The sequence below is a fragment of the Croceicoccus ponticola genome (genome assembly GCF_004004515.1).
In the GTDB taxonomy this organism is placed as follows: Bacteria; Pseudomonadota; Alphaproteobacteria; order Sphingomonadales; family Sphingomonadaceae; genus Croceicoccus; species Croceicoccus ponticola.
This window is the reverse complement of sequence record NZ_RXOL01000001.1, coordinates 1,126,496-1,153,162: the sequence shown is the minus strand read 5'-3', so window position 1 is coordinate 1,153,162 and position 26,667 is coordinate 1,126,496. Positions and strand designations below refer to the sequence as shown.

Below are 26,667 nucleotides of genomic sequence, written 5' to 3'. Positions count from 1 at the left end.
AAAGTTACCAATAGGATTTCCCCTCGCCACCCGCTCGGTTCGGTACGTGGACGGCGACATATCCCTGACAGGCGCGATTGCTGCCTTTCTTCTTGCGGCCGCAGCCGTGTGGTGGGCCGGAAGCCGGCTGCCCCGTCATGTCGTGATCCTCAGCGAAAAGACCGGGCTGGGGCAGGGGCTGGCCGGGATGCTGGTGCTGGGCGGGATCACGTCGCTGCCCGAACTGGCCACCGCCACCAGCGCCGCCGCAATGGGCGCGCCGCTGCTGGCGCTCAACAACATCCTTGGCAGCGCCAGCTTCAATATCCTGCTGCTGGCGCTGGCCGACATGGCGCTGGGTTCGCGGCCGCTGACATCGGTAATCGCGCATCCCGTGACGCTGATCCAAGGCGTGCTGGGCATGCTGCTGCTGGCGACGGTCGCGATGGCCATCGTGGTGGGCGGGGCCGGGGTCCACGGGCCGGTGGGGCTGTGGTCGACAGGAATTCTGATTCTGTGCATCGTTTCGCTCGGCATATCGAACCGGTCAGAACGCCGGCCAATGTGGATCGTACTCAATCCCCCCGATCTGGGGATCATGGCCGACGACGGGCCGAAAGACGTCGGCTGGACTCCGCTTCTGCTTGCGTTGGGCGGCCTGGCGGCGGTCGTGCTTACAGGCGGCGTGGTATTGGCGTCGGCGGCGGACAGGATCGCCAGCGGTTCGGGGCTTGGCGTGGGTGTGGTCGGCCTGACCTTCGCGGCTGCGGCAACCTCGCTTCCCGAATTGAGCGCCATCGTCGGCGCTGTGCGGCACAAGCGTTACGAACTGGCCGTGGGCGAAGTGTTCGGGTCCAACCTGTTCAACTTGAGCATCATCTTCATCATCGACCTTGTCGCGCGCGGCGATCCGGTTTTGGCGCGGGCCGGCACGTTCGAGGCGGTCGCCGCGCTGCTCGCGCTGGCGATGTCGGGCATTTTCGTGCTGGGCCTCATTGAACGTCGCGACCGCACGTTCCTGTGGATGGGCGAGGATTCGATCGCCGCAATCGCGCTTTACATTGTCGGCACCGTCTACCTGATCACGCTGCGGCTGCCCTGACGATGCATGGGCCGTTGCCAGACGCGCACTCCGTTATTCTGCGTAGCCACGAACGCGCGGCGACTTCGTATCACCGGTCGATGGCAGACGAGGAAGCACCAGCGTCGAAGTCCGCCTTTAACGGGCGGGACTTGCGCAAGATTTACGTCACCGGCGAAACCGAAGTGCAGGCGCTGCGCGGCGTCGATCTCGATATCGCGGTGGGCGAGGTGCTCGTCCTGCTCGGCCCTTCGGGCAGCGGCAAGTCGACCTTGCTCAACATCATTGGCGGGCTGGACCGGGCGACGTCGGGAACGCTGTGGTATCGCGACACGGAACTTACCGCGCTCGACGATGCCGACCTGACCCGGTTTCGCCGCGCGAACATCGGCTTCATCTTTCAATTCTACAACCTGATCCCCAGCCTCACCGCGCGCGAAAACGTGCAACTGGTTACTGACATTGCCGCCGACCCGATGCCCGCCGAAGAAGCGCTGGAACGGGTCGGCCTGGCCGCGCGGATGGACCATTTCCCGGCTCAGCTTTCGGGCGGCGAACAGCAGCGCGTCGCCGTGGCCCGCGCCATCGCCAAGCGGCCCGGCGTGCTGTTGTGCGACGAACCGACCGGCGCGCTGGACAGCGGAACGGGAGTGCGCGTGCTCGAAACGCTGGCCCGCGCCAACACTGAACTTGGCACGACGCTGATCCTCATCACCCATAATGCCGGGATCGCGGCGATGGCGGACAGGGTGTTCCATTTCCTCGACGGCAGGATCGCGTCGATCGTCGTCAACGAGACTCGGATCGCGGCGGCGGAGATTAAATGGTGACCTCGCTGGACAGGAAGCTGGCGCGCGATCTTTGGCGCATGCGCGGTCAGGCATTTGCCATCGCACTGGTGATCGCGGCCGCCATGTCGACATTTGTGATGTCGCTGGGCGTCCACCGCTCGCTGATCGAAACGCGCGATGCCTATTACCAACGCAATCACTTTGCGGACGTCTTTGCGTCGATGACCCGCGCGCCGCGCAGCATCGTCGACCGGGTCAGGGAACTGGACGGAGTCGCGCGCGCCGAAGGCCGGATCGAACAATATGCCACGCTGGAAATGCCGGGACGCACAGAAGCGATCCGGGCGGTCATCAATTCGGTTGGCGACGGCGGAAAATCAGATCTCAACCAACTGGTAATCCTTCGCGGGCGCGGCCCGGGTATCGACGAGTCCGGCGAGGTTGTGGTCGATAAGGCCTTTGCCGACGCCAACGGGATTGTGCCGGGCGACGAGATCGACGCTGTCATCTATGGCAATCGCGACAGGTTGAAGATCGTCGGCATCGGCCTTGCGCCGGACTATATCTGGGCCATCGCGCCGGGCGAACTGGTACCCGACGAAAGCCGGTTCGGCATCCTGTGGATGGGGCAAAAGGCCCTGGAGGCGGCGACGAACCGCACGCAGGCCATCACCTCCATCGCAGTCGTGCTGGATAGAGGGGCGGTCGAATCAGAAGTGATCCGCAGGCTCGACGCGCTGGTCGAACCTTATGGTGGGACTGGCGCCTATGGCCGCGACGACCACCCTTCGAACGCGTTTCTCGACAACGAATTGATGCAGCTCGAGGCAATGACGCGGGTCATCCCGCCAATCTTCCTGCTGGTGTCGACCTTCCTCGTCTACATCGTGCTGGGCCGCCTGATCCGGACCGAACGGCAGGAAATCGGGCTGATCAAGGCGTTCGGCTATTCCAGCTATGCCATTGGCTGGCACTACCTCAAATTCGCGCTGGCCGTCGCGGCCATCGGCATCGCGCTGGGATCGCTGCTGGGCTGGTGGATGGGGCGCGAAATGACCACGCTATATGGCGATTATTATCGTTTCCCGTTCCTCGATTACCGCGTGTCCGCACCCGTTTTCGTCACGGGCGGCGCGCTGGCTGCGGGATCGGCGGCATTGGGTGCGATGGGCGGTGTCAGGACGGCGGTGCGGCTGAACCCTGCCGTCGCCATGTCGCCGCCCCAGCCGCCTGTCTATCGCGTGGGCATGGTCGAACGGGTCAGCCGCCGCGCCGGCTTCACGTCTGTGGGCCACATGATCGTGCGCCACATTGCACGCTGGCCCGGGCGGTCTGCCGTCACGACGTTCGGCGTCGCCCTGTCGCTCGCGCTATTGTTTTCCACCGTGCAATTTATCGATTCCTCGCGGATCATGCTCAACGATTTTTTCTTTCGCGCGCAACAGCAGGATCTGACCGTATCCTTCATCGAAGCGCGGAACGAAGATGTGATTTACGAACTCGCCGCTCTACCCGGTGTCATCGCGGTCGAAGCCACGCGCACCGTTCCCGTCCGGCTGGTCCACGGGCCACGCAGCGAACGTGCAGCAATCGAAGGTGCGGCCCGTGATGCGACGCTGACCGCCCGCATCGATGCCGACGGGCGGGCAGTGCCGCTGCCGGTATCGGGCGTGATGCTCAGCCGGTTGCTGGCGGAACGGCTGGACGTGCGGGCGGGCGACGAGGTTGAGATCGAATTGCTTGGCGGACGGCGCACGAAAACCTTGGTTCCGGTGACGAGCACCATCGACGAACTCGTCGGCACCCGGGCCTATGCCGAGAACGCAGTGGTCGAACGGATGGCGCGTGACGGGGCCGTGGTCGGTGCCGCGCAGTTGAAGATCGATCCCGCCCATCGCGATGACATCATTGCCCACCTTAACGAAATGCCCATCGTGCTGGGCGTGACCGAGCGCGTGGCTGCGATGCGATTGTTCGAAGCGATGATCGACCGGAACATCATCACCATGATTGGCTTTTACGTTGCCTTTGCCAGCGCGATCGCGGTCGGCGTCGTTTACAACAGCGCGCGGATCCTGTTTTCCGAACGCGCGCACGAACTCGCCACATTGCGCGTGCTGGGTTATCACAAAACCGAGGTCGCGACCGTTCTGTTGGGGGAGCTTGCGTTGTTGGTCGTGTTGGCCCTGCCTGTCGGGTGTTTTCTCGGTTACTGGATGGCTCAGTTGATGACCGCGATGTTCAGTTCCGACCTGTTTCGCCTGCCCTTCGCACCTTCACGCGCGACTTACGGGTTTGCCGCGGTCGTAATCCTGATCGCGGCCTTACTGACTGCTGCCGTCGTCATCCGGCGCGTCACCGGGCTCGACATGGTCCGCGTCCTGAAGTCGCACGAATGATCGAGGCACAGACAATCTGGGCGCGGATCGTGCGCTGGCGCTGGGCGCTGCTGGTGACGGTGCTTGTCGGTGCGGGGCTCGCCTTTGCGTTCTGGCCCGAAGCCGTCCGGGTGGACGAGGCGGAAGTGACGCGCGGCCCCATGCAGGTCGGCATCACCGACGACGGCGTGACGCGGGTCCACGATCTCTACACAGTGTCGGCGCCAGTCACAGGCTATGTCACGCGGATCGAGCTTGATGCCGGCGACCCGGTCTTCGCGAACCGCACAGTGCTGGCCCGGATGGCCGGGGCGCCGTCGACACCGCTCGACACGCGGACACGCGGCGAACTTGGCGATGCGCTCAATGCAGCGCGGGCAGCCGAGCGCGCGACTGTTGCGGCGCTCGACCTTGCGCGCGGCGACCTTTCGCGGGCCGAGGAACTGGCAAGGCGCGGCTTCCTGCCCAAGGCGCAGTTGGACGCGACGCGCGCGGCGGCCCGGACAGCCGAGGCCGACGTGCAGCGCGCCCGCGCGGAAAGCCGCAGGCTGCAATCGGCCATGGCGGAACCGGCGGCAACGGGCCTGCCGCACGGCGGTGCGGTGGCAGTCCGGTCGCCCGTCAGCGGCGTTGTCTTGCGCCGGCTGAACGAAAGCGAGGGCGTCGTTGCCCTGGGTACGCCGCTGATGGAAATTGGCAATCCTGCGCAGATCGAAGTCGTCGTCGACCTGCTTTCGCGCGAGGCGGTGCAGGTCAAGCCGGGCGCGGCGGTCGAGATTACCCGTTGGGGCGGTCCGAACCCGCTGCCGGGCAAGGTTCGCATCGTCGAACCGTTCGGCCGGCTGAAAATCTCCGCCCTGGGCATCGAAGAGCAGCGCGTGAACGTCATCGTCGACTTCGCGCCAGAAGCTGCGGCCGCGATCGCGTCGCTGGGCCATGGGTATCAGGTGGACGGCACGATAATCCTGTGGCGCGACGAAGATGTCGTGCGCGTGCCGGTGGGCGCGCTGTTTCGCGGGGAAACAGGTGGGTGGCAGGTGCTGATCGATGCCGACGGTCGCGCGCGGGTGCGCGATGTCGTGATCGGACATTTGAACGAACAGTTCGGCGAAGTGCTGAACGGGCTTTCGCCGGGCGATCGGGTCGTGCTCAACCCCGGTCGCATCGTGGACGATGGGACCCGCATTCGCCGGCGTTAATCGGCCCTACCTTTCCGGTGCCGGCGCGCGGTATATGAAGATCTTGGCAGCTTCGGTTACCAGAAGTACCAGCAGCGCCGCGCCAAGGCACTGGACCAGCACCGCTGCATCGACGGCGTGGATGCCAAGCACGCGCTGGGTAAAGGGCAGGTGCATCGCCCCCGCCTGCAGCGCGAGCGCGGTTCCCAGCCCGGCGAACAGCCATCCGTTTTCGGGCGCGCGCCAGCGCCAGAACGGGCTGCGCAAATGGCGCACCGCCAGCAGGAATGCATTCTGGAACAAAACGACCATCAGCAGCACGGCATTGCGCGCGTCATTAAGCGATTGTCCCGCCGAAAGCTGCGCGTCGAGCATCCAGATCGCCAGTATCGTCATCACCAGTGCGCCCGGCGCCATGAGGATCAGCGCCTCGCGATCCACCAGCATGGCCAGTGCGCGTCGCGGCGGATGTTTCAATTCATCGCCTTCGCCGCGCCCGAAGCCCAGGGTGATATCCTGCACCCCGTTGGTGACGAGGTTCAGCCACAGGAGCTGGATCGGAGTGAGCGGCAGCGGAAGTCCGGCTGCCAGCGCGGCCAGGAACATCGCGATTTCGGCGACCCCGGTCGCCAGCATGAACAGCACGATCTTGCGCACGTTGGAAAACGTGATCCGGCCTTCTTCCACGCCCGAAACGATGGACGCGAAATTATCATCGGCCAGAATCAGGTCCGCCGCCCCGCGCGCGACGTCGGTGCCCTTGATCCCCATCGCGATGCCGATATCGGCTGCTTGCAGCGCAGGGCCATCATTCACGCCGTCGCCCGTCACCGCGACGATGTGGCCCTGATCGGCAAGCGTGCGGACGATGGTCAGCTTCTGCTCTGGTTCGATGCGCGCGAATACGTGCGCGGCGGCAACGCGGGGTCCCAGCGTTTCGGGCGACAGCGAAGCCAGCTCTGACCCGGTGAGCACGCTGCCGTTGTTGACGGAAAGGCCGATCTGCCGCGCGATGGCCTTGGCGGTGGCGGGGTGATCGCCGGTTATCATGCGCACGTCGATCCCGGCTTCGCGGCAATGGGCCACGGCTTCGATCACGCCGGGCCGCAGCGGATCGGTCAGCCCGACGAAACCCAGCGGCGTCAGACCCTGCAACCGGTCGCGTATGTGGCCCGTGCGCCCGTCGGCCCCACCCGATGCCAGCAACAGCACGCGATAACCTTCGGCCGCAAAACCATCGGCCAACGTGGCAAGCCCGGTCGTGTCGCCGCTGCACATCGGCACCACGGTTTCGGGCGCACCCTTGACCACGATCCGCGTTTCCCCGCCATATTCTGCTTCCACCGCCGCATACCGCAGTTCCGGTTCGTAAGGGATGATCGAAAGCCGTTCGGCGGCGATCATCCCGTTCGCATCGATGCCATGCCCGCCGCACTCTGCATGAAGCGCGGCTTCACGGGCAAACTGCAACAGGGCGACATCGACCGCATCGCCGACGGGGCTGCCCGCATCGGTAAGGTGCGCTTCGTTGCACAGGCCGGCAGCCAGCGAGAGTTCCTGCAACATTCGGCTGCCGTCGCGGTCTTGCCACCCCTCACGTTCCATGGCCGCGCTATCGGGAAACAGGACGCGGTGTACGGTCAGGCGGTTCATCGTCAGCGTGCCCGTCTTGTCCGTCGCGATGAGGGTGCATGCGCCTAGCCCCTCTACCGCCGGAAGTTCGCGGACGATCACGTTGCGCCGTGCCATCCGGCGCGATGCCGCAGACAAGGCCACTGTCACTGCCACAGGCAATCCTTCGGGCACGGCGGCCACGGCCAGCGCGATGGCGAGCAGCAGAATGTACCGCGCTTCTTCGCCCTGTAGCCACAGCACGATGGACAGCATGAGTATCAGCGCCCCGGCACCGATCGCGATCTGCCTGGCAAGATGTGCCAGCCGCCGCACCAGCGGGGTGTCGATCCCCATGTGCGCGGCTTCTTCCAAAGAGATGCCGATATGACCCAAACGCGTATGGCGCCCGGTTTCGACCACCACCGCCAACCCGCGTCCGGCGGCGACCGTGGTTCCGGCAAAGGCCATGTTGCGGCGATCGGGCGCGGTCGTGGTTTCGGAAAGGACCAGTTTCGCATCCTTCGTCACGGGCAGGGATTCGCCAGTCAGCGGCGCTTCGTCGATCTGCAGGCCCAGCGTTTCCAGCAACCGCAGGTCCGCCGTAATTCGCATCCCGCTCTGCAATTCGACGATATCGCCCGGCACGATTTCGACCGACGGTACGTCACGGGGGAGACCCGACCGGCGCACATGCGCCATCTGCGGGATCAGCGAACGCAAGGCACGCGCGCTGACATCGGCCTTGGTTTCCTGAAACGTCGATATCGTCGCATTCGTGATCAGGACGCCAAAGATGAACCAGGCATCCCAGCGATCACCGACAACGAGCGACAGCACGCCGGCCAGCAGCAGGAGATAGACAAGCGGGCTGGCGAATTGGCCGAGGAATGCGCGCAGAACACCGGTGGCGCGCGGCTCGGGCATGGCGTTCGGCCCTGACCGGACGAGCCGACGAGCGGCCTCTTCTTCGTCCAACCCCGCCGGTCGCGTGTCGAGCAGATAGAGCGCTGCGGTTGCGGTGTGGGCATGCCAGTCGTGGTGGCCCAACGCGTCCATTACTTATCGGCGCTGGTCGACAATTCCGGCCCGACGAACCTGGTCGTGGTGAAGATCATCGCCCCTCGCGGCCAAGATCCGCGATCTTGCGCAGCCAGGTTTCCCGATGTCCGGCACCGCTGTCCACATCGCCGATCAAGGTGATCCGGACAGGCTTGATGCCTACGAAATGCAGAATATTGCGCTTCAGGCTCTTTACGCTGTGTTCGCGAAAAAAATGCCGATAGGCGGCGGCGGGCATACCCATCGTGACGATGACGCGAGCAGACCGTCCCGTCAGCAGTTTGTGAAAGAAGCCGTCTCCCAGCGGATCGATCGCAAAGCCGGGGCGGGCGACCTGTTCGAGAAATGCTTTCAGCAGAGCCGGAACGTCACCGAGCCACAGGGGGTACAGAATGACGATATGTGCGGCCCAGCCGATGTCGTCCTGCGCTTCTTGTAGTGTCACCGGCAGCTCGCCCGTCTTCCAGTCTTCGGGATCGCGCAGAACCGGAAAATCCAGCTTCGCGACTTCGATTACCCGGACTTCGTGAACTTGCCGCGCGGCATCGGCATAGGACCGGGCTAGCGCGTGTACGAAATGGCCGGGATCCGGGTGGGGGTGGCCGTCAATGACGAGGATTCTGGACATCGCGCCATCAAGGCCCGGGGCAACCTTGGGCGATATGCGTAGAATCCCGGAGGGCGGGCGGGCCATCCCGATACGGGATATTCCTAGGTTACCCGGCGGCATGGCCCCGCGACAAGGGTGACATGCCGTCATTCATCTGCGCCTTGAACCGATCCGCCTGATGGCGCTGCCGCCCATACGGAAATCCGCGGCGGAGCGGGCGGCAGCGAACATGCCGGACTACGACGAGGCGCTTAAGACCCTTGGGTGGGGCGAATTGCGCAAATTGCTCGACCATTTGCCGCATGGCGCTCTCAACATCGCGTACGAAGCAGTCGATCGGCACGTCGCGCATGACCGCGGCGCGCACGAGGCTTTGCGCTGGTTCGGCAAGGACGGAACGCGGCGAAGCTACACTTATGCCGAGCTAAAGGTCGAAACCGACCGGTTTGCCCGCTTGCTCGGCGATATGGGGCACGGGCGCGGGGTTAGGGTCTTTTCATTGCTGGGCCGGGTGCCCGAACTCTACATCGCCGCCATCGGCACGTTGAAGGCGGGGGGCGTGTTCTGCCCGCTCTATTCCGCGTTCGGCCCCGAACCGGTGCGCGCGCGGATGGCCATCGGCAAGGCCGAAGTGTTGATTGCATCGCCTCGCGACTACGCGAAAAAGGTCGCGCCGGATCGCGCCCAACTGCCATCGCTGCGGGATGTCCTGTTGGTGGGAGAGGGGGGGGAGCCGTGCGAAGGGGTGGTCGACCTGACGCAGGCTTTGGCTCGGACTCCTGCCGATTTCACCACAATCGCCACTCGTCCAGAAGACATGGCCCTGCTGCATTTCACCAGCGGCACGACCGGCAAGCCCAAGGGCGCGGTCCATGTGCACGAAGCGGTCGTTGCGCATCATGCCACCGGACGGATCGCCCTCGATCTGCACGAAGACGACGTGTTCTGGTGCACCGCCGACCCGGGATGGGTCACGGGCACGTCCTATGGCATCATCGCCCCGCTGACGAACGGCGTGACGATGGTGGTGGACGAGGCCGAATTCGACGCGGGACGCTGGTACGCCATGCTGGAGCGTGAGCAGGTGACCGTCTGGTACACCGCGCCCACCGCGATCCGGCTGCTGATGAAGGCGGGGGCAGAGCTTGCCCACGCCCGCGACCTGTCGCGCCTGCGCTTCATGGCGAGCGTGGGCGAACCGCTGAATGCCGAAGCGGTGCAATGGAGCCACAAGGTTTTCGGGCGCCCATTCCACGACAATTGGTGGCAGACCGAAACCGGCGGCATCATGATCGCCAATTTCGCCAGCATGGACGTAATGCCCGGTTCGATGGGCAAGCCGCTGCCAGGGGTGGAGGCGGCGATCGTCGATACCAGCGGCAAACACTTGCGCGTGATCGACCGTGCAATGGAGTCTGGCGAACTGGCACTTCGTCCCGGCTGGCCCAGCATGTTTCGCGCCTATCTCGACGAAGACGAACGCTATGACCGGGCGTTTCGCGACGGCTGGTATCTTTCAGGCGATATCGCCGCGCGCGATGCCGACGGTTATTACTGGTTTGTGGGACGCGCCGACGATCTCATCAAGTCGTCGGGCCACCTGATCGGTCCGTTCGAGGTGGAAAGCGCGCTGGTCGAGCATCCTGCCGTGGCGGAGGCGGCGGTCATCGGCATACCGGACGAACGCGCGGGCGAAATCGTGAAGGCGTTCGTCACCCTGCACACCGGCTACGAACCGGACGATGCGCTGCGTAAACAGATCATGGGCCACGCGCGGGCCAAGCTTGGCGCCGCGATCGCGCCGCGCCAGATCGAATTTCGCGACACCCTGCCGCGCACCCGATCGGGCAAGATCATGCGCCGCTTGCTAAAGGCACGCGAACTGGGGCTGCCCGAAGGGGACACTTCCACGCTGGAGGGGTCGCCATGACCGATGCCGCCGCCGTGCGCGTAAAGCTCGACCATGCCCATTGCCGCGAACTGCTGCGCCAGATGATCCGCGTGCGGCGATTCGAGGAAAGGTGCGCCGAGCTTTACACGAAGGAAAAGATCCGCGGCTTTCTGCATCTGTACATTGGGCAGGAGGCTGTAGCCGTTGGCGTGATGCAGGCGCTAACACCCGACGACGCGGTGGTTGCCACGTACCGCGAGCACGGCCACGCGCTGGTGCGCGGCATATCGGCCCGGCGGATCATGGCCGAAATGTATGGCAAGCAGGAAGGGTGCAGCGGCGGGCGCGGGGGATCGATGCATCTGTTCGATGCGGCTAACCGCTTTTACGGCGGCAACGCTATCGTGGCGGGTGGAATGCCGATTGCGGCGGGCCTTGCGTTGGCCGACGCGATGCAGTCGCGCGCCGGTGTCACGGCCTGCTTTTTTGGCGAAGGCGCGGCGGCCGAAGGCGAATTTCACGAAACGATGAACCTTGCCGCGTTGTGGCGTTTGCCCGTGCTTTTCGTGTGCGAAAACAACCTTTACGCCATGGGCACCGCATTGACCCTGTCGGAATCGGAAACGGACCTGCGGACCAAGGCCGCGGGTTACAGGGTACCGTCTGAAGTCGTCGACGGCATGAACGTGGTGGATGTGGAGGCTGCGGCCCGTCGCGCCGTCGCCGCTATTCGCGATGGCAAGGGGCCGTTCTTCCTCGAATGCCGGACTTATCGCTTTCGCGCCCATTCGATGTTTGATCCGCAGCTTTACCGTAAAAAGAAGGAGATCGAGGATTGGATGAAGCGCGACCCCATCGTCCGCTTTCGCGATTGGGCCGTGGCCGCGGGTGAATTGCACGATGACGACATTGCGAAAATCGAAGCCGAAGTCGCCGCCGAAGTCGCCGACGCCACAGATTTTGCCGAAAAGGGCACGTGGGAGCCGGTCGACACGCTGACCCGCCATGTCGGGGCGGAGGCGCGGGCATGACGGTCATGACCTATCGCGAGGCTATGCGCGAAGCGATCCGCGAGGCGATGCTGGCCGATACGCGCGTGTTCCTGATGGGCGAGGACGTGGGCCATTACGGCGGTAGTTACGCGGTATCCAAGGGCCTGCTTGAGGAATTCGGCCCTGGCCGAGTTCGCGATACGCCGCTTTCGGAAAGCGCGTTCACCGGCATCGGCATCGGCGCGGCGATGGGCGGCATGCGCCCGATCGTGGAACTGATGACATGCAACTTCTCGCTCCTCGCGCTCGATCAGATCATGAACAATGCCGCAACGATCCGCCACATGTCGGGCGGCCAGTTCAACGTGCCCGTCGTGATCCGCATGGCGACCGGCGGCGGGCGACAACTGGCGGCGCAGCATTCCCACAGCCTTGAAGGCTGGTTCGCGCATATCCCCGGCCTGCGCGTCCTGACCCCGGCCACGGTGGAGGATGCCCGCTGGATGCTGAAGCCCGCGCTGGACGATCCGGACCCGGTGCTGATCTTCGAAAACGCGCTACTCTACAACGACAGCGCCGATATCGCGGGTGAGCCGACATGCGACATCGACAGGGCCGTCGTGCGTCGCGAAGGGGGCGATGTCAGCCTGATCACTTATGGCGGATCGCTGGGCAAAGTGCTGGCCGCGGCAGAGCAGCTGGCGGCGGTAAGCATCAGCGCCGAAGTGATCGACCTTCGCGTTCTGCGTCCGCTGGACGAAGCGGCGATCCTGACCAGCGTGGCCAAGACCCGCCGGGCCGTCATCGTCGACGAAGGATGGCGTTCGGGCAGCATTTCGGCGGAGATCATGGCCCGCATCGTCGAAGGCGGATTCTGGACGCTGGATGCCCCGCTGGCCCGGGTGTGCAGCGCGGAAGTCCCGATCCCCTATGCCGCGCATCTCGAGGCAGCGGCCCTGCCGAGCGTGGAGCGGATCGTATCCGCCGCCCGCGCGGTTCTGGGCCGCTGACGTGGGCCTGTTCGCCATGCCGTCGCTGGGCGCGGGGATGGAGGCGGGCACGCTGGTCGAATGGTTGCGCAAGCCGGGCGATGCCATCGCGCACGGTGACATCATCGCGGTCGTCGAAACCGAAAAGGGCGCGATAGAGGTCGAGGTTTTCGAAACGGGCATTCTGGAAAAGCTTTTGGTCGAACCGGGCAGCAAGGTGCCGGTCGGAACGCCGTTGGCATCGATCCGCGCGGAGGGGGAAGCGGCGGTCGTCACACCGGTTGTCGCGGTCGACGCTGGGCCGGTTGCGGTCGAAGCTCCTCCGCTCACGGTCGAAGCCCCGCCAGTTGCGGCACCCGAACACGTGCCGCCGCCTCCGTCCGCTGTACCATTGGCGTCCCCGGCTGCACGCAAGTTGGCGCAAGAGCGCGGCATCGATCTTTCGGCACTGACCGGAACCGGCGCGGGCGGCGCCATCGTGGTGTCGGATGTCGAGGGGCATGCGGATGTCCAGGGGCCTACGGATGTCGAGGGGCAGGCGGCAAAGCCTGCGGCATCGGCAGCCGCCGACCTTGGGCCCATGCGCCGCGCGATTGCCGCGGCGATGGCGCGATCAAAGCGAGAGATACCGCATTATTACCTGTCCCATTCGATGGACATGTCGGCCGCCACCGCTTGGCTGAACGCCTATAATGCCCAGCGCCTGCCTGAACAACGATTGTTGATGGGCGCGCTCCAGCTCAAGGCGGTGGCGCTGGCCTTGCTCGATTACGGCGAATTCAACGGTTTCTACGAAGATGGCAAGTTTCAGCCATCGTCGTCCATCCACACCGGCCTTGCGATCTCCATTCGCGGCGGTGGGCTGGCTGCGCCCGCGATCCACGATGTCGACAAATTGCCACTGGCTCGGTTGATGACCCAGATGCGCGAGCTTGTCGGGCGGGTGCGCAACGGGCGTTTCCATTCGTCGGAAATCAGCGATCCGACCGTGACCGTGTCGAACCTTGGCGATCGGGGGGTGGAGGCGCTGTTGCCGGTGATCTATCCGCCGCAGGTCGCCATCATCGGCTTTGGCGCAGCGTTGCCCCGGCCATGGGCGGTGGGCGATGCGCTGGCCGTGCGGCCGATCGTGCAAGTATCGCTGGCGGGCGATCATCGCGCCAACGACGGCCACCGGGGCGCGCTGCTGCTGCTGCGGATCGACAAACTGATGCAGGAGCCGGGAGTGCTATGAACGAAAGCGACCTTCGCGCCGCCATGCTGGAGGAAATAGGCAATATCGCGCCCGAAGCCGATCTGGCTGTCATTGCCGAGGACGAGGATCTGCGCGAAGCGATCGACCTTGATTCAATGGATATTTTCAACATCGTGATCGCGTTGAGCAAGAAGCTGGGTATCGACATTCCCGATGCCGACGTCGGGCAACTGGTCACGATCGGCGGCGGCGTCCGATACTTGGGCGACCGGCTTGGTGCTGGAACGTCGTCTTCACCAGATAGCGCCAGCTAGGCGCAAGCCGCACGGACGCGTTCGGCCCCCAGCGTGGCCACCCGTGCCATGACGCGGGCGAGTCCGGGCTGACAAACCGCGATGTGCGACAACCCTTCGCGCCAGAGACGATCGCTCAAGGCTTCGAGTTCCGACTGGCGCGGGTGCCGCCCGTCGCGGATGCATTCGATCAGGGAATTGGGAAACATGCCTTTTTCTATCCTCTGTCTTTGTTATGTCGTGCCTATTCCTCGCCAAGCGGAATGACTTGTCCCGTCACTGCGCCGCCATCGATCACGAATTCGCTGCCGGTGGAATAACTCGCCTCCGTCAACAGGAAGCGGACCATCCTTGCGACTTCGTCCGCCTCTCCGAAACGCGGGATCGGTTGGGCCGCGGCCACGGCGTCCGACATGTTTGCAGTCATCGGCGTCCGGATAGGGCCGGGGTGGACAGAAACGACGCGGATGTCATCGGGGGCAAGATCGAGCGCCGCCGCCTTGGTCAGGCCGCGCAGGCCCCACTTGCTGGCGACATAGGCGGCCAGCCCGCCATATCCTTGCAGTCCGGCGGTGGACGATGTGTTGACGATGACGCCGCCGCCTGCGCGCCGCAGGGCCGGAACCGAGGCGCGAATACCCAGGAACATGCCGGTGAGGTTGACTTCGATGATCCGACGAAAATCGTCGGGCGTGCATTCGGTGACGCTGCCCAACCCCAATATGCCGGCGTTGTTGAACAGGGCGTTGACGTGCCCGAACGCGGCTTCGGCGGCGGCAAGCGCATCGTTCCAGTCATCGGCGCTCGTCACGTCGAGCCGCTGATAGCGCACGCCGGGTCCAAGCTCGCCGGCCAGCGTCGCGCCTTCATCGTCGATGACGTCGCAGATCATGACACGCGCGCCATCGCGTGCCAGCAACCGCGCGGTCGCCGCGCCGATGCCGCGTGCGCCGCCCGTAACGACGAGGCGCAAGTCCTTTGTTGCAATGCCGGTTATCCCGATCATCCGCGCATCCTTCCCGGATCGGGTTTCTACCGGCGGGGCAAGGCAAGCTTCATTCGGGATGATACGGAGAGCGCGCTCTCACAGGATTGCGGCGGGTGGCACGTCGTGCTGAATATCGGGCGGCAAATTGGCAGGGTCGGCGGGCAGGGCGCTTGCGAACGCGTCGCGCCGGCCGAGCATCCGGCGATAGATCACATAACCGACGACCGCGGCCGGTGCCGCCAGCAGGACGCCCGCCGTGCCGAGCAGCAGCCCCGCGCCGACAAGTGCCAGCAAAGAAACCGCAGGCGGAAGCCGGACCGCCTTGTTCAGGATCATGGGCGTGAGAAAAAGGCCTTCGAGCTGCTGGACGATGAAGATCCAGCCCAGCATCAGCATCGCGGTTTCGATATCGATCGCCAGCCCGAGCGCGATGGCCGGAATGGTGGTGAGCAGCGGACCGATATAGGGCAGGAATTCGAACAACCCGGCGATCAGGCCAAGCGCCATCGGCGCGGGCAGACCCAGCATCCATGCGCCGATTCCGGTGAGCGAACCGACCAGCACCATGAGGATGATCTGAGCCACGAGCCAGTGCCGCAATTCGCCCGACACATCGAGGCACAGAGCTTCGATCGCCGCGCGCCTTCGCGCCGACGACACGAACGCGAGCATGCCGTCGAAATAGACCCGCGGCTGTGCGGCCAGATAGACGCCGGTGACGATCACCAGCACTCCTGCCGCAATGATACCCACGGCATCGGCAGCCACGCTGGCCGCCAACAATGCGGCCTTTTCGCCGGCGGCAAGGTCGCGCAATTCGGCGAGCATCTGGTGCGAGATGCCCAATTCCTCGAGCCGCCGGACAAGTTCGCTCGCCGCGGTCGGCAGGCGTTCCAGCGCGAAGTCCATCTGGCTCCCGATTTCAGCTCCGAACGCGGCCACGATCAGCGCGATCAACATGACCATGAGCGTGCCGCTTATCGCCAGTGCGGGCCCGCGCCGCATTCCGGCCGTGCGTACCAGCGGATCGGCCGCGGCTTGCAAGGTTATCGCGACGAGGATCGCCGCGAAGGCGAGCAGGACGAGGTCGATCAGTTCGTAAAGCACATAGGTCGCGATAATAGCCATGACGACCATGACCAGCCGGACCGCGAATTCGCGTCGACCCGCTGGTGCCGGGCCAAACCCCGGGACACTGTTGTCGGGACGCGTGCCGACGGTCGGGGGCTGGCCCCTAGCCATGGCGCGATCCTGACGCGCGATTGCTTTGTTCCTGGCGCACGCTTGGTCCCCACGGGCTGCTGACGATCGACGATGGGCGGACCGCATCGCCGCCGCGATCAGGGATTCTCCGTAGCGCGCCGGTCGCCCACTCCTTTTGGCGTTCCTTGTGTCGGGGGCCATCGGGAACTCTACGAATTTCGCGATGGGTGACCAACTCGCAAGGGATCTGAAGATGGCTGCGCGCCGCGCGCCCGGGGAAAAGACAGGAACGACAATGGGCAACGCGATCGACCGCACGCTTGGCGAACCTTTTTCGCAGGAACTGGAAACCCGCAGCGGGATGAAGCTCGACCTGCGGCCGGTCACGGTTTCCGATGGTCCTGCGCTGGCCGACCTGTTTCACCGGATGGACGTAGAAGACCTGCGCTTTCGTTTCCTGACCGGTCTCAGCGTCGTGAAACCCCATCAGATCGCCAGCATGATCGAGGTGGATCATCGCCAGGCCGAACACCTGCTGGCTTTCGACCACGCATCGGGAGCGCTGGCGGGCAGCGTAATGCTGGTCGCAGACAAGGGGTTGGAGATCGCCGAAGTCGCGGTCGTGGTGGCGGACGAATTTCGCGGCAAGGGCATCGGCTGGACCCTGCTGCGCCATGCGGCCGACCTAGCCCGCGAACGGGGGCTGAAAACGCTGCGCTCGATCGAAAGCAGGGCAAACCACGACGCGCTGGAGGTGGAACGCACGCTGGGTTTCAGGGCGCGGGCTTATGATGGCGATCCCACGCTGGTGCTGGTGGAAGCGGAATTCAACTGAGCCGATCCGGCTGGCCACCGCGCCCGTCGCGCGCATGTTTGCAGTCTGTCGAAGGGCGGGAAATTGTGCAGGCGGCCCCGGGGTCTCTCGGGCGGGGACGGGTCGCCGGGCAGGACCGCCTGCATCCCCGATAATATGCGCGAAGGGATGCCCGTGCTAACTCGTAAAGTTCCCGATGCGGTCATTACGCAGACACCATTTGCAGCTGGCGGCCCTTCCGTAAATTACCCAATCCCGCTTGGCGGTCGTGACGATTAACCCGCTGGAACACGCCTCGCTGGCAAAGCCGTGGCGTGCCGAACCAAGGAGCAATTCGCCATGAACGAGCAAGCAACCCTGCCTGTCCAGACCGCGCGCGAGCACAACCTGCCTGCCGTCTTCGGTCGCCTTCGCGACGAAATCGACCAGCTGTTTGATGAGATGAGCTTTCCGCGCACGATGCGCAGCATGTTCCGCATGCCGTCGGTCATGGAATTCAGCCCGGCTGTGGAGCTAAAGGATCGCAAGGACCATTACGAACTGGCGGTCGAACTGCCGGGGCTGGAGGAAAAGGATATCGACGTGCAGTACGCCGACGGCATCCTTTCGATATCGGGTGAAAAGCGCGCCGAAAGCGAAGAGAAGACGGGTGACTATCTCGTCAGCGAGCGCAGCTACGGTTCGTTCCGGCGGCAGCTTTCCCTGCCCGCAGACGTCGACCCCGAAGGGATAGAGGCGAAGTATCGTCATGGCGTGCTCAAGATCGACCTGAAGAAGGACAAGCAGGCCGTAAGCCGCGTTCGCAAGATCGCGGTCAGCTGACGCAGCGACATAGCGTGGCCAGCGTCCCTCCCAGCCAGCCGGACCGGATCGAACCCCAGGAACCCCCCGGGATCGAGCCGGTGCCGGCCGAGCCTCAGCCCGAAGAGCCGCCGGAGACTTATCCGCCGTCGCCCGATATCGACGAGCCGGACCGTTCGCCGGAGGAATTTCCCTCACCCGACGATATGCCCCCAGACGAAACGCCGCCCGACTATATGAATGTCGATGATATGTCGCCCGACGATGTTCCGCCTTGTGATTTGAATGTCGACGATTGGCCGACGGGTAACGACCCCGGGTGCGGCATCGCGAGATGACGGCATGGCGCGCCACGGCGCGTCACCAACGCCATTGGCTCCGTAGTTTTCCCGATAGCCGATTTCTCGCCGCCCCATAGGGTTTGCGAAGGATCCGGCAGGAGAACTTCGCCATGAAAAATATTTTGCTGCTCGTGCACGACGATACGGGACAAGAGGCGCGCTTGCAGGTGGCGCTCGACGTCACGCGCGCCTTGAACGGTCATCTCGAATGCCTCGACGTCATGGCGCTGCCGATGATCATATCCGATTATTACGCGGACTCGTTCGAAGCGACCGTCATGGTCAAGGAGCAGGAGCGAGAGGGCAAGAACGTTGCCCGGCTGACCCAGCGGCTGGCGACAGAAGATGTCGCTTGGTCGATGGGGGAGACTTACGGCACATTGGTCGAGGCGATGATCGACGCGTCCCAGATGGCCGACCTTATCGTCGTGTCCGCGCGATTGGGCGATGACGCGGATGAGAAACGCCACGCCCGGCCCGAACGGCTGCCGCTGGCGTCAAGACGTCCGATCCTGGCGGTGCCGCCGCAATGCCGCGGCATGGACGCTACCGGAACCGTGGTCGTCGCGTGGGATGGTTCGCGGGCAGGCAACGAAGCCTTGCGCGCCGCGGTTCCGCTCTTGACCCGCGCGAACGAGGTTGTCTTGCTGGAGGTCAACCAGCCGGAGGGCGCCTTTGCGATGAAGGATGCGGCGACGTATCTTTCGCGCCACGGCATCGCGGCAGACCTCGTCGAACGGGAGACCCGAGGCGCGGTCGCCGACGTAATCCTGAAACATGCCGAAAACCGCAATGCGGCCTTCATCGTGATGGGCGCCTATGGCACGCCGTCAGTCGCAGAGGCGGTGTTCGGGGGAGTGACCCGAACCATGTTGTCGCAAAGCCCGATCCCCTTGTTTGTGGCTCACTGAGCCGCCCGTCAGCCGCAAATAGAGGCAACGCGCCAACACGAGCTGGCGCAAAGACGGCAAAACGCAAAATGCCCGCGGGAAACTTGCTTCCCGCGGGCATTTGCTGCGTCATCAGGCCCCAGGTACAAGGGTGGGGTTCAAGAAAGGCGCGGTCAGCTGATGACGATGTGGTCTTCGACCTGCGTCACGCCCGGCGCGCCCCATGCGGCCTGTTCGGCCAGCTTGCGTTCGTGCCACGCCTTTACCTTGCCGCCCAGCGTCACCTTGTTGCCGCTGGCGGCGATGGTGACCGATGCGGCGTCAAGTCCGGCCTGCCGCTTGAACGCGTCCTCGATCCGCTTGCGGACATCCGAGATGTCGGCCTTGTTCCGGATCGCGATGCTGTTGGTGAGGCCCAGCACCCCCGATACCTTGCCCGCAGCCTTGGCGGCTTCGGCGCTCTGGTAATTCCATTCGACGTCGCCGGTCAGCGTTACCCAGCCTTTTTCGACTTTCACCTGGATATTTTCTTCGGGGATCAGGACGTTGTAGCTGAAGATGTCGAGGATGCGCCGGGCGATTTCGTGATCGGCGTTCTTCGCATCCGAAGGGTACCGGATCTTGAGCTCTTCGGCGATGGCCTTGACACCTGCCACGCGCTTGGCCGCACGTTCGGCGGCAATCTTTTCGGCATAGCTTTTCGCATAGCCGTTAAGCGCGACGACGCCGTCGACCACCGAAACACCGATGTCCGTGTGATCGACGCTGGGATCCCACTTCAATTCTTCGAGAACGTCGTGTTGCAGTTGGCTGTCGCTTTTCATGGCATGTCTCCCTTGCCTGGATGGACTGCAGGCGAATCCCGGGCGGGGTGACCCGGCCGATCGGCTGCGCGCACCTTCCTGCAACGGGTGGCCGGTTTGCGGGATGCGGTATTATCCGGAGTTGGCCGCGTTTTTACTTATCGGCGTGGGTGCCCCGGGCGCGTCGGGCGTCGGGGATGCATAGGGGGCGGTTTCCGATTGGCTGCCGGTCGTACCGCCCGCGTCGGCAGCAGGGCCTTGCTTGCGCTGCTGCGCCGGATCGCTGTGCGTTGCCAGCCAGCGGCGTTCGGACCCCAGGCCGGCGGCAAAGGCGATGCGCAGGGCATTGGCGAAATTCGTGACGCCCAGCTTTTCCATCGCGTTGGCCCGGTACACCTCCACCGTGCGCGCGCTGATGCCGAGGTCGTAGGCGATAGTCTTGTTCGGATAGCCGCAGGCCAGACCTTCGAGCACTTCTCGTTCGCGGGCGGTGAGATGGCCAAGCTGCGCCTGTGCCCAATCGGCGCGATTACGCTGCTCCTCGCAATCATTGCGGCTTTCGAATGCGGCTTTCACGGCGTCGAGCAGGTGCTGGCGGTCGGCCGGCTTTTCGAGAAAATCGACCGCGCCGGCTTGCATGACTTTGACCGCCATCGAGATATCGCCGTGCCCGGACAACACGATGACCGGGAAGTTGAAGCCAAGCCGGGTCATTTCCTTTTGCAGTTCGATGCCGTCCATGCCCGGCATGCGCACATCGACCAGCGCGCATGCCGGTTCGAACTTGTCTGCGCCTTTCAGGAACGTGTGGGCGTCTTCCCACCGTTGGACCCGGTATCCGGCGGTCGACAACAGGAAATCGAGCGACCGGCGGATGGATTCTTCGTCGTCGACGACATGCACTAGCTTGCGATCAGTCTGCATCGGCGTTCTCCGAATTGAACTTGGGCAATGTGAAATGGAAGGCAGCACCGCCATTGGGGTTGTGTTCGTGCCAGATCTTGCCGCCGTGAGCTTCCACGATCGTACGGCAAATGGCCAGTCCCATGCCCATGCCGGTCGGCTTGGTGGTCGAAAACGGTTCGAACAAGGTTCCGATGCGGCCTTCGGGCACGCCGGGGCCGGTGTCGGAAACCGTGAAATGCATCGTGTCGCCATCCGGGCGGACGCTGACTTCGATTTCGCCGTCGCGGTTGATCGCCTGCATCGCATTGCGCACCAGGTTGACGAGGACCTGCTGCACCTCGATCCGGTCCGCCAGGATATCTTCCGCATCGTCGGCGACGACTACGCGCCATGCGACATTGCGGAATTTGGCGTCGCCCGCGGCCAGTTCGCAAGCGTCGCGGGCGAGACCGCCCGAATTCTCGATGGTTCGGTCCAGCTCTCCGCGTGACACGAAACTGCGCAGGCGTTTGACGATTTCGCCAGCGCGCAACGCTTCGCGACCCGCTTCTTCCAAGGCGCGGGCGGCGAGCAGGAGGTGCTCCTTGTCGCCGCCTTCGACCAGCGCGACCGACGTCTGCACGATGTTAGAGATCGCCATCAGCGGCTGGTTCAGTTCGTGCGCAATCGCGGTCGCGAGCGTGCCCATCTCGCTGACGCGGGCGATGTGCGTCAGTTCCCGCTGCAATTCCTGCAGGCGCGATTCGGTCTCTTCCTGATCGCTCAGGTCGTGGAGGAACCCTGCGAACATCCTGCGGCCCCCGCCGCGCGCTTCGCCGACACGCAGCACATGCGGGAAAATGGTGCCGTCCTTGCGCATGCCCAGCACGCGGCGATTGGTGCCGATGATCCGTGGCTCGCCCGTCCGGCGGTAACGGGCAAGGTATTCGTCGTGTTGTTCGTGATCGGGTGAAGGCATGAGCATCGAAATGTTTTTCCCGATGACTTCTTCGTGTGAATATCCGAACAGCTTTTCCGCCGCCTTGCTGAACGACAGCATGATCCCGACTTCGTCGATCACGATCATCGCGTCGGGCACGGTGTCGAGGATGGATCGCAACAGCACGGCACTGGCTTCGAGCGATTGGGACTGGATATCCTCTTTCGTCACGTCGCGCACGATCTGGCCAAATCCGCTGGGCAGTTGATCGTCACCGGCAATCCGGGTGATCGTCACGTCGGCCAGAAAGCGGGTTCCATCCTTGCGGACCCGCCAGCACCGGTCCCTGAACACGCCGTTTTCCCGGGCGAGCGCAAGCTGTCGCTCCGGCAAGCCATGATCGCGATCAGACGCTTCGAACATCATGTCGAAGGTCTTCCCGACCATTTCGGCCTCGGTCCATCCGGACAGCTGTTCCGCACCGGAATTCCAGATCGTCACCTTGCCGGCGTCATCCAGCATGGACAGCGCGAAGTTGTCGGCAATATCGATGAAAAGCGACAATTCTTCGCTCAGGACGCGCGCGCGAAGGTCCTTCTCCAGCTGCGACTTCTGCACTTCGGATACGAACAGAACGCCTTTGACCTTGCCCGCTTCGTCGTGCCACGGCGCAAGGCTCCACCTCAGCCAGTCGGTCGATCCATCGTCTTGTTCGGACCGGTCCAGTTCATGGGTCAGGTTTTCACCGGCAAGCGCGCGGGCGTGCATCTCACGCCATTTTTCGGCGTTTTCTGGAAACAGGTCGCAATGGGAACGGCCGATCACATTGTCCGGATCAAGCTTGAAATCGGTGATCCAGCGCCGGTTGCACGCGATGAAGCGCATATCGGGATCGACCAGCGCGATCGCGGCAGGAACCCGCTCAAGCAAAAGTGCGGTCAGTTCGTCGTGAGGTATATTGTCAATTTCGTCGCGTCCGCTTCGAGCCATTGTCCCGCTTTCAGATCCCGGCCCGTCATAACACAAGCGGATGGAAAAAGCAGTGCACGCCGCGAACCGGAAACAGCCATCCGTGATTATACGGAGCGGTGGTGGGCATTTCGCGGAGCGGTCGGGTCGAAGCCCTTGGTAATATTACCAATAGGACGGACGCGGCAGGAGCGCTTCACTGCAGGCGGATTTTGCTGAAACATTAAAGGGCACAGTATCATGAATTCAGCCCGTGGAGTTTCCGTGCGCGCCATATCAGTGCGCGGACTTGCGCGGGCAGCGGCACTGTCGCTTGTGGCGGTCATGTTGGGATGCGCGCACCCCACGCCCTATCAACCGGAATCCGCGTCTTCGGCTATAGCCGGGGGCTATTCCGACGAGCGGCTGGCCGAGGGTCGCTATCGCGTGAAATTCAGCGGCAATTCGCTGACGTCGCGCGAAACGGTCGAAGCCTATCTGCTTTATCGGGCGGCCGAACTGACGGTTCAACAAGGGTATGATTGGTTTGCCATCATAGATCGCGAAATGGATCACAAGGTGACCCGGGAAATCCGGCGCGATCCGTTTTATCGCCCGTGGTATGGTCCGGAATACGGGGCGTGGCTGCCATATTGGCGTTATTACATGCCAGGCCGGGGCTGGTATGCGTGGGACCCCTATCACGCCGACCCGTTCTGGGCCGACGGAATCGACGAAAGACGGGTGGAAGAGTTCGAAGCGACGGCGGACATTCGGTTGGGTCGGGGGACCAGACCGAGCGCCGACGATCGAGCTTACGACGCCCGTAAGGTGCTGGAAGAAATCGGACCACGGGTCGACCGGCACCCGCCCGCTAGTAAATAGCGGGCAGGGGATGTCCGGTTCCTGTCGGGGGCAGTGCGCCGGGCATCCCCTACATTTTCTACACCGAATGAAGCGCGCTGAAAAGCCGGGGCAAGTGTGCGGCAGGCGCGCAGACACGCATGAACGGTCGCGACCGTTCAGGGATCAGGCCTGCGCTGTAATCAAGCTCAGCCGACGCCCTCGTCGCGATTGGTCGCCGCTTTGAGCAGTTCCATCACTTCCCGATCTTCCACTTGCGTGAAGTCGACGTAGTGCTGCCCGACGGCATAGAATGGTTCGGGCATCGCCAGTACGACGATCTCGTCGCACAGCGGGCGAAGCCGCTCTATCGTGTCGGGCGGTGCGACCGGTACGGCAAGCACCAAATAGGCCGGGTTGTTGCGGCGCGCCCCGCGCAATGCGGCGGTTACGGTCGATCCGGTAGCGACCCCGTCGTCGACGATGATGACCGTGCGCCCGGCCATCTGCGGTTTGCGCTTGGTGCCCATGTAAAGGCGCCTGCGGCGCTCCAGTTCGACCAGTTCCCGGCTCAGTTCCTGTTGCACGTATTCCCTGCTGGGCGACAGCAGCCGCATCGCTTCTTCGTTCAGGATCATCTGCGGCTCTTCACCATCGACCACCGCGCCTATGGCGAATTCCTGGTGCCCCGGCGCACCCAGCTTGCGCACCATCAGCAGGTCGAGTTCGGCGTCGAGCGCGCGGGCGACCTCGTACCCCAATGGCACCCCGCCGCGCGGTAGGGCCAGAACGATCGGATGCCTGCTGGCAAGGTGTTTCAGCCGCGCGGCCAGCATGCGACCAGCACTCACGCGATTGGCAAAAGGAAGGATATCGCTCAAGTCTTCGCTCCCTTGCTTGCACCAAGGTGGTCCGAAAACCAACGGGTCGCGGCCTGAATGACCTGAGCCAGCGCACCCGGTTCTTCGAACAGGTGGCCCGCACCCGGAATTATGACGATTTCGTGCGGGCAATTCATCATGTTGGCGGCCGCGCGGTTCAGCTCGATGACCTGATAATCGACGCTGCCGACAATCAGCTGGGTCGGGGCGCGAACCTTTTGCAGTGCATCTGGCCCGGCCAGATCGGGCCGCCCACCACGCGATACGACCGCGTCGATCAGGTCGGGTCGCACGGCAGCCGCCAGCAGCGCCGCGCCGGCACCCGTGCTCGCCCCGAACAGCCCGATGGGCAGTCCGGAAAGTTCGGGTTTCGCGCCAAGCCTGACCACGGCGTCGATCAACCGCGTCGCGAGCAATTGGATGTCGAACACGTTCGACCGATCGCGTTCTTCGGGAACGGTCAGCAGGTCGAACAACAGGGTTGCGAAACCGGATTCGGTCAGGGCTTCGGCCACCTGGTTGTTGCGCGGGCTGCGGTGCCCGCTGCCGCTGCCGTGGGCGAACACGATCAAACCTCGCGGCTCGTCCGGCATGCGCAGAACGGCGGGAAGGTTGAGCGGGCCCAATCCGAAAAAGCGAGGGCTGTGGGTCTGGACTTCCATGGTCACAACCCGAACGGATAGGTTTCGGGAGCACCGTGCGGATGCTCCTTACCCAGCGGCGTTACCGCCGTCGTCTCTTCGAACCAGATGAAGGCGTCGAACTGTTCCGACAGCACGGCTTCGAAATAGTGGCTGAGAAGTTCGGTTTCAGGGCGATAGACGACGCCGATCGCCCGTTCCAGCCAGGGCTGACGCAAGGCATCGGCCAATTCGCGTTTGGCAGGGCCGCGCCAGTCGGTCAGCGACCGGGCGTATCCGGCGTGGCGAAAGGCGTATTCCCAACTGTCGGGCCGGGCAGGGCGGACCTTCTTGTTTTCCATGTCCCCGCCCCAGTCGGTTGCCGCCGCGACCCGTCCCCGATCGGTGCCGAAACCGATGGCGACCGCTTCGTCGCCGTGGGCCATGCGGCACAGTTCGCCGATGTTGAATTCGCCGCGCCAGCCCATCGCGGTCGCGGCCGCGTTGCCGATGTGCGAATTGTGGGCCCAGACGACAGCCTTCGCGCTTTCCCCCCGATGCGCGAGAAGCGCCTGCAGCGTGCCGAACATGTGCCTGTCGCGCAGGTTCCAGCTTTCCGCGCCGCCGCGATACATGGCGCGATAATACCGTTCCGCCGCCAGCACGATGCGCGCGTTCTGCAGCGCGTCGAACCATCGTTCGCCATCGTTCTTCATGTGTGCCAGCCGTTCGTCGAGCAATTCGCGCAATTGCGCGACGGCGGCATCTTCGCAACTGTCGCGCCCGCCGCGTTCGACCGCAAGGCCGTAACGCGCCGGGTCGTCCTGCCAAGGGGTCAGGCAGGAATATCGTGCCCGTGCCTGTGCCGCGGCGACGGGATCCACCCCGTCGAGATAGGCGAGCACGGCGTGGATCGATTCTTCGAGGCTGTAGACGTCGAGCCCGTGAAACGATGCGCGTTCTGCTTCTGCCGTCTTTTCGTTGTGGCCGCGTAACCAGTCGGCAAATTCCAGCACTTCGATATTGCGCCACATCCATGTCGGGAAGCGCGCGAATACGTCGCCGCGCCGGGGGCGCGGGGCGCGGTGGCGGGCATAATCGTCGATGCGTGCGGCGTCGGGCCAGTCAGCCTCTACCGCGACGATGGAGAAGCCGTGATGTTCGATCAGTCGCCGGGTGATGGCGTTGCGCGCGCGATAGAATTCGCTGCTGCCGTGGGTCGCTTCGCCCAGCAGCACTACCCGCGCATCGCCATACCGGTCGAAGAACGCGCCGAAGGCGGCGGCATCGGCCGGGTCGGGCAAGGGTTCTGCCGCGCGATGGAGCACGCGCGAAAGGTCGGCGCTGCTTCCGTCGATCCGTTGATATGCGGTTGCCGGCATGACGTTTCCTCCTTGCCGGAAAATCTATGCGATCTGCATCGCCAGCTTGCATCTGGTGAAATTACGGAGCGATTGGCTGGCATTTCGTGTGCGACTGGCGGGCGATGTTCCACGGGCGATGCGCAGCGAAAAGCCTGCGGCGTCCCCTGGCCCGTGATGCTGTCGAGGCATCATGTTTTGGGTATCGCCGCAGGCTCGGTCAGCCAATCATCGCACAATCTCGGGCCAGGACTTTTTCTTTACGATCCGGTCCAAAACGACATCGCCGCTCCTGTCTG

Annotated in this window: 25 protein-coding genes; 14 read left to right on the top strand and 11 right to left on the bottom strand. The window is 64.0% G+C overall.

Features of this window, described 5'->3' with window-relative positions:
- Nucleotides 1–46: 46 nt before the first annotated feature.
- The 4 genes from EKN06_RS05515 to EKN06_RS05500 all read left to right on the top strand — a co-directional run bounded on the left by EKN06_RS05515 (nucleotide 47) and on the right by EKN06_RS05500 (nucleotide 5,428).
- Nucleotides 47–1,081, top strand: coding sequence for a sodium:calcium antiporter (locus tag EKN06_RS05515; RefSeq protein ID WP_127611804.1), 1,035 nt, complete (start codon nucleotides 47–49; stop codon nucleotides 1,079–1,081).
- An 80-nt stretch (nucleotides 1,082–1,161) separates the two neighbouring features.
- Nucleotides 1,162–1,890, top strand: coding sequence for an ABC transporter ATP-binding protein (locus EKN06_RS05510; protein ID WP_127611803.1), 729 nt, complete (start codon nucleotides 1,162–1,164; stop codon nucleotides 1,888–1,890).
- On the top strand, nucleotides 1,884–4,250 hold the full coding sequence (locus tag EKN06_RS05505; protein WP_240654613.1) for an ABC transporter permease: 2,367 nt from the start codon (nucleotides 1,884–1,886) through the stop codon (nucleotides 4,248–4,250). The genes EKN06_RS05510 and EKN06_RS05505 overlap by 7 nt, the downstream gene beginning before the upstream one ends.
- Nucleotides 4,247–5,428 (top strand): efflux RND transporter periplasmic adaptor subunit, encoded by a 1,182-nt coding sequence (locus EKN06_RS05500; protein WP_240654612.1) that lies wholly within the window; start codon nucleotides 4,247–4,249, stop codon nucleotides 5,426–5,428. Before EKN06_RS05505 ends, EKN06_RS05500 begins: the two co-directional genes overlap by 4 nt.
- 6 nt (nucleotides 5,429–5,434) lie before the next feature.
- Here the strand turns inward: EKN06_RS05500 and EKN06_RS05495 are convergent, their stop codons facing one another.
- Nucleotides 5,435–8,077: a cation-translocating P-type ATPase gene (locus EKN06_RS05495; RefSeq protein ID WP_127611802.1), complete on the bottom strand. Its 2,643-nt coding sequence runs from the start codon at nucleotides 8,075–8,077 to the stop codon at nucleotides 5,435–5,437.
- Between the two features lie 55 nt (nucleotides 8,078–8,132).
- Nucleotides 8,133–8,708 (bottom strand): NAD(P)H-dependent oxidoreductase, encoded by a 576-nt coding sequence (locus EKN06_RS05490; RefSeq protein WP_127611801.1) that lies wholly within the window; start codon nucleotides 8,706–8,708, stop codon nucleotides 8,133–8,135.
- A 160-nt stretch (nucleotides 8,709–8,868) separates the two neighbouring features.
- Here EKN06_RS05490 and acsA point away from each other — a divergent pair, with 160 nt between their 5' ends.
- From acsA to EKN06_RS05465, 5 genes are read left to right on the top strand one after another with little or no spacing between them, the layout of a single operon-like run.
- Nucleotides 8,869–10,620 carry an acetate--CoA ligase gene (gene acsA, locus EKN06_RS05485; RefSeq protein ID WP_127611800.1) on the top strand — a complete coding sequence of 584 codons (1,752 nt, stop codon included), beginning with the start codon at nucleotides 8,869–8,871 and terminating at the stop codon, nucleotides 10,618–10,620.
- Complete coding sequence (gene pdhA, locus EKN06_RS05480; RefSeq protein ID WP_127611799.1) at nucleotides 10,617–11,612, top strand: pyruvate dehydrogenase (acetyl-transferring) E1 component subunit alpha; 996 nt, start codon at nucleotides 10,617–10,619, stop codon at nucleotides 11,610–11,612. Before acsA ends, pdhA begins: the two co-directional genes overlap by 4 nt.
- On the top strand, nucleotides 11,609–12,583 hold the full coding sequence (locus EKN06_RS05475; protein ID WP_127611798.1) for an alpha-ketoacid dehydrogenase subunit beta: 975 nt from the start codon (nucleotides 11,609–11,611) through the stop codon (nucleotides 12,581–12,583). Before pdhA ends, EKN06_RS05475 begins: the two co-directional genes overlap by 4 nt.
- Complete coding sequence (locus tag EKN06_RS05470; RefSeq protein WP_240654611.1) at nucleotides 12,504–13,796, top strand: dihydrolipoamide acetyltransferase family protein; 1,293 nt, start codon at nucleotides 12,504–12,506, stop codon at nucleotides 13,794–13,796. The genes EKN06_RS05475 and EKN06_RS05470 overlap by 80 nt, the downstream gene beginning before the upstream one ends.
- Complete coding sequence (locus EKN06_RS05465) at nucleotides 13,793–14,071, top strand: acyl carrier protein (protein WP_127611796.1); 279 nt, start codon at nucleotides 13,793–13,795, stop codon at nucleotides 14,069–14,071. The genes EKN06_RS05470 and EKN06_RS05465 overlap by 4 nt, the downstream gene beginning before the upstream one ends.
- On the opposite strand, the gene EKN06_RS05460 is transcribed toward EKN06_RS05465, so the two are convergent.
- The 3 genes from EKN06_RS05460 to EKN06_RS05450 all read right to left on the bottom strand — a co-directional run bounded on the left by EKN06_RS05460 (nucleotide 14,068) and on the right by EKN06_RS05450 (nucleotide 16,280).
- Complete coding sequence (locus tag EKN06_RS05460) at nucleotides 14,068–14,259, bottom strand: hypothetical protein (protein WP_127611795.1); 192 nt, start codon at nucleotides 14,257–14,259, stop codon at nucleotides 14,068–14,070. The genes EKN06_RS05465 and EKN06_RS05460 overlap by 4 nt on opposite strands.
- Before the next feature lie 35 nt (nucleotides 14,260–14,294).
- Nucleotides 14,295–15,056, bottom strand: coding sequence for an SDR family oxidoreductase (locus tag EKN06_RS05455; protein ID WP_127611794.1), 762 nt, complete (start codon nucleotides 15,054–15,056; stop codon nucleotides 14,295–14,297).
- Between the two features lie 78 nt (nucleotides 15,057–15,134).
- Nucleotides 15,135–16,280 (bottom strand): AI-2E family transporter, encoded by a 1,146-nt coding sequence (locus EKN06_RS05450; protein WP_164843937.1) that lies wholly within the window; start codon nucleotides 16,278–16,280, stop codon nucleotides 15,135–15,137.
- A 214-nt stretch (nucleotides 16,281–16,494) separates the two neighbouring features.
- On the opposite strand from EKN06_RS05450, the gene EKN06_RS05445 reads away from it, so the two are divergent.
- The 4 genes from EKN06_RS05445 to EKN06_RS05430 all read left to right on the top strand — a co-directional run bounded on the left by EKN06_RS05445 (nucleotide 16,495) and on the right by EKN06_RS05430 (nucleotide 19,108).
- Nucleotides 16,495–17,076: a GNAT family N-acetyltransferase gene (locus EKN06_RS05445; RefSeq protein WP_164843936.1), complete on the top strand. Its 582-nt coding sequence runs from the start codon at nucleotides 16,495–16,497 to the stop codon at nucleotides 17,074–17,076.
- Nucleotides 17,077–17,394: 318 nt separating this feature from the next.
- Nucleotides 17,395–17,877 carry an Hsp20/alpha crystallin family protein gene (locus EKN06_RS05440; protein ID WP_127611791.1) on the top strand — a complete coding sequence of 161 codons (483 nt, stop codon included), beginning with the start codon at nucleotides 17,395–17,397 and terminating at the stop codon, nucleotides 17,875–17,877.
- A 14-nt stretch (nucleotides 17,878–17,891) separates the two neighbouring features.
- Entirely contained in the window at nucleotides 17,892–18,194 is a 303-nt protein-coding gene (locus tag EKN06_RS15780) for a hypothetical protein (protein WP_127611790.1), read from the top strand.
- Between the two features lie 113 nt (nucleotides 18,195–18,307).
- Entirely contained in the window at nucleotides 18,308–19,108 is an 801-nt protein-coding gene (locus EKN06_RS05430; RefSeq protein WP_127611789.1) for a universal stress protein, read from the top strand.
- 152 nt (nucleotides 19,109–19,260) lie between these two features.
- Here EKN06_RS05430 and EKN06_RS05425 read toward each other — a convergent pair whose 3' ends face one another.
- The 3 genes from EKN06_RS05425 to EKN06_RS05415 all read right to left on the bottom strand — a co-directional run bounded on the left by EKN06_RS05425 (nucleotide 19,261) and on the right by EKN06_RS05415 (nucleotide 22,705).
- Nucleotides 19,261–19,911, bottom strand: a complete 651-nt coding sequence (locus EKN06_RS05425; RefSeq protein WP_127611788.1) for a BON domain-containing protein — start codon at nucleotides 19,909–19,911, stop codon at nucleotides 19,261–19,263.
- 111 nt (nucleotides 19,912–20,022) lie between these two features.
- On the bottom strand, nucleotides 20,023–20,814 hold the full coding sequence (locus EKN06_RS05420; protein WP_127611787.1) for a response regulator transcription factor: 792 nt from the start codon (nucleotides 20,812–20,814) through the stop codon (nucleotides 20,023–20,025).
- A complete protein-coding gene (locus tag EKN06_RS05415) occupies nucleotides 20,804–22,705 on the bottom strand; it encodes a PAS domain-containing sensor histidine kinase (RefSeq protein WP_127611786.1) in 1,902 nt (633 codons plus the stop codon). The genes EKN06_RS05420 and EKN06_RS05415 overlap by 11 nt, the downstream gene beginning before the upstream one ends.
- A gap of 219 nt (nucleotides 22,706–22,924) precedes the next feature.
- Here EKN06_RS05415 and EKN06_RS05410 point away from each other — a divergent pair, with 219 nt between their 5' ends.
- On the top strand, nucleotides 22,925–23,548 hold the full coding sequence (locus tag EKN06_RS05410) for a CC0125/CC1285 family lipoprotein (RefSeq protein ID WP_127611785.1): 624 nt from the start codon (nucleotides 22,925–22,927) through the stop codon (nucleotides 23,546–23,548).
- 167 nt (nucleotides 23,549–23,715) lie between these two features.
- Here EKN06_RS05410 and EKN06_RS05405 read toward each other — a convergent pair whose 3' ends face one another.
- From EKN06_RS05405 to EKN06_RS05395, 3 genes are read right to left on the bottom strand one after another with little or no spacing between them, the layout of a single operon-like run.
- On the bottom strand, nucleotides 23,716–24,387 hold the full coding sequence (locus EKN06_RS05405) for a phosphoribosyltransferase (RefSeq protein ID WP_240654610.1): 672 nt from the start codon (nucleotides 24,385–24,387) through the stop codon (nucleotides 23,716–23,718).
- Nucleotides 24,384–25,049, bottom strand: coding sequence for a dienelactone hydrolase family protein (locus EKN06_RS05400; RefSeq protein ID WP_127611784.1), 666 nt, complete (start codon nucleotides 25,047–25,049; stop codon nucleotides 24,384–24,386). Before EKN06_RS05400 ends, EKN06_RS05405 begins: the two co-directional genes overlap by 4 nt.
- A gap of 2 nt (nucleotides 25,050–25,051) precedes the next feature.
- Nucleotides 25,052–26,389, bottom strand: a complete 1,338-nt coding sequence (locus tag EKN06_RS05395; protein ID WP_127611783.1) for an erythromycin esterase family protein — start codon at nucleotides 26,387–26,389, stop codon at nucleotides 25,052–25,054.
- Between the last annotated feature and the right edge of the window lie 278 nt (nucleotides 26,390–26,667).

Excerpts from the sequence above, each read along its gene's own strand:
- EKN06_RS05510 (WP_127611803.1), top strand. The coding sequence starts at position 1,162 with ATGGCAGACGAGGAAGCACCAGCGTCGAAGTCCGCCTTTAACGGGCGG.
- EKN06_RS05505 (WP_240654613.1), top strand. The coding sequence starts at position 1,884 with ATGGTGACCTCGCTGGACAGGAAGCTGGCGCGCGATCTTTGGCGCATG.
- EKN06_RS05500 (WP_240654612.1), top strand. The coding sequence starts at position 4,247 with ATGATCGAGGCACAGACAATCTGGGCGCGGATCGTGCGCTGGCGCTGG.
- EKN06_RS05495 (WP_127611802.1), bottom strand. The coding sequence starts at position 8,077 with ATGGACGCGTTGGGCCACCACGACTGGCATGCCCACACCGCAACCGCA.
- EKN06_RS05490 (WP_127611801.1), bottom strand. The coding sequence starts at position 8,708 with ATGTCCAGAATCCTCGTCATTGACGGCCACCCCCACCCGGATCCCGGC.
- acsA (WP_127611800.1), top strand. The coding sequence starts at position 8,869 with ATGGCGCTGCCGCCCATACGGAAATCCGCGGCGGAGCGGGCGGCAGCG.
- pdhA (WP_127611799.1), top strand. The coding sequence starts at position 10,617 with ATGACCGATGCCGCCGCCGTGCGCGTAAAGCTCGACCATGCCCATTGC.
- EKN06_RS05475 (WP_127611798.1), top strand. The coding sequence starts at position 11,609 with ATGACGGTCATGACCTATCGCGAGGCTATGCGCGAAGCGATCCGCGAG.
- EKN06_RS05470 (WP_240654611.1), top strand. The coding sequence starts at position 12,504 with ATGCCGCGCATCTCGAGGCAGCGGCCCTGCCGAGCGTGGAGCGGATCG.
- EKN06_RS05465 (WP_127611796.1), top strand. The coding sequence starts at position 13,793 with ATGAACGAAAGCGACCTTCGCGCCGCCATGCTGGAGGAAATAGGCAAT.
- EKN06_RS05460 (WP_127611795.1), bottom strand. The coding sequence starts at position 14,259 with ATGTTTCCCAATTCCCTGATCGAATGCATCCGCGACGGGCGGCACCCG.
- EKN06_RS05455 (WP_127611794.1), bottom strand. The coding sequence starts at position 15,056 with ATGATCGGGATAACCGGCATTGCAACAAAGGACTTGCGCCTCGTCGTT.
- EKN06_RS05450 (WP_164843937.1), bottom strand. The coding sequence starts at position 16,280 with ATGGCTAGGGGCCAGCCCCCGACCGTCGGCACGCGTCCCGACAACAGT.
- EKN06_RS05445 (WP_164843936.1), top strand. The coding sequence starts at position 16,495 with ATGGCTGCGCGCCGCGCGCCCGGGGAAAAGACAGGAACGACAATGGGC.
- EKN06_RS05440 (WP_127611791.1), top strand. The coding sequence starts at position 17,395 with ATGAACGAGCAAGCAACCCTGCCTGTCCAGACCGCGCGCGAGCACAAC.
- EKN06_RS05430 (WP_127611789.1), top strand. The coding sequence starts at position 18,308 with ATGAAAAATATTTTGCTGCTCGTGCACGACGATACGGGACAAGAGGCG.
- EKN06_RS05425 (WP_127611788.1), bottom strand. The coding sequence starts at position 19,911 with ATGAAAAGCGACAGCCAACTGCAACACGACGTTCTCGAAGAATTGAAG.
- EKN06_RS05420 (WP_127611787.1), bottom strand. The coding sequence starts at position 20,814 with ATGCAGACTGATCGCAAGCTAGTGCATGTCGTCGACGACGAAGAATCC.
- EKN06_RS05415 (WP_127611786.1), bottom strand. The coding sequence starts at position 22,705 with ATGGCTCGAAGCGGACGCGACGAAATTGACAATATACCTCACGACGAA.
- EKN06_RS05410 (WP_127611785.1), top strand. The coding sequence starts at position 22,925 with ATGAATTCAGCCCGTGGAGTTTCCGTGCGCGCCATATCAGTGCGCGGA.
- EKN06_RS05400 (WP_127611784.1), bottom strand. The coding sequence starts at position 25,049 with ATGGAAGTCCAGACCCACAGCCCTCGCTTTTTCGGATTGGGCCCGCTC.
- EKN06_RS05395 (WP_127611783.1), bottom strand. The coding sequence starts at position 26,389 with ATGCCGGCAACCGCATATCAACGGATCGACGGAAGCAGCGCCGACCTT.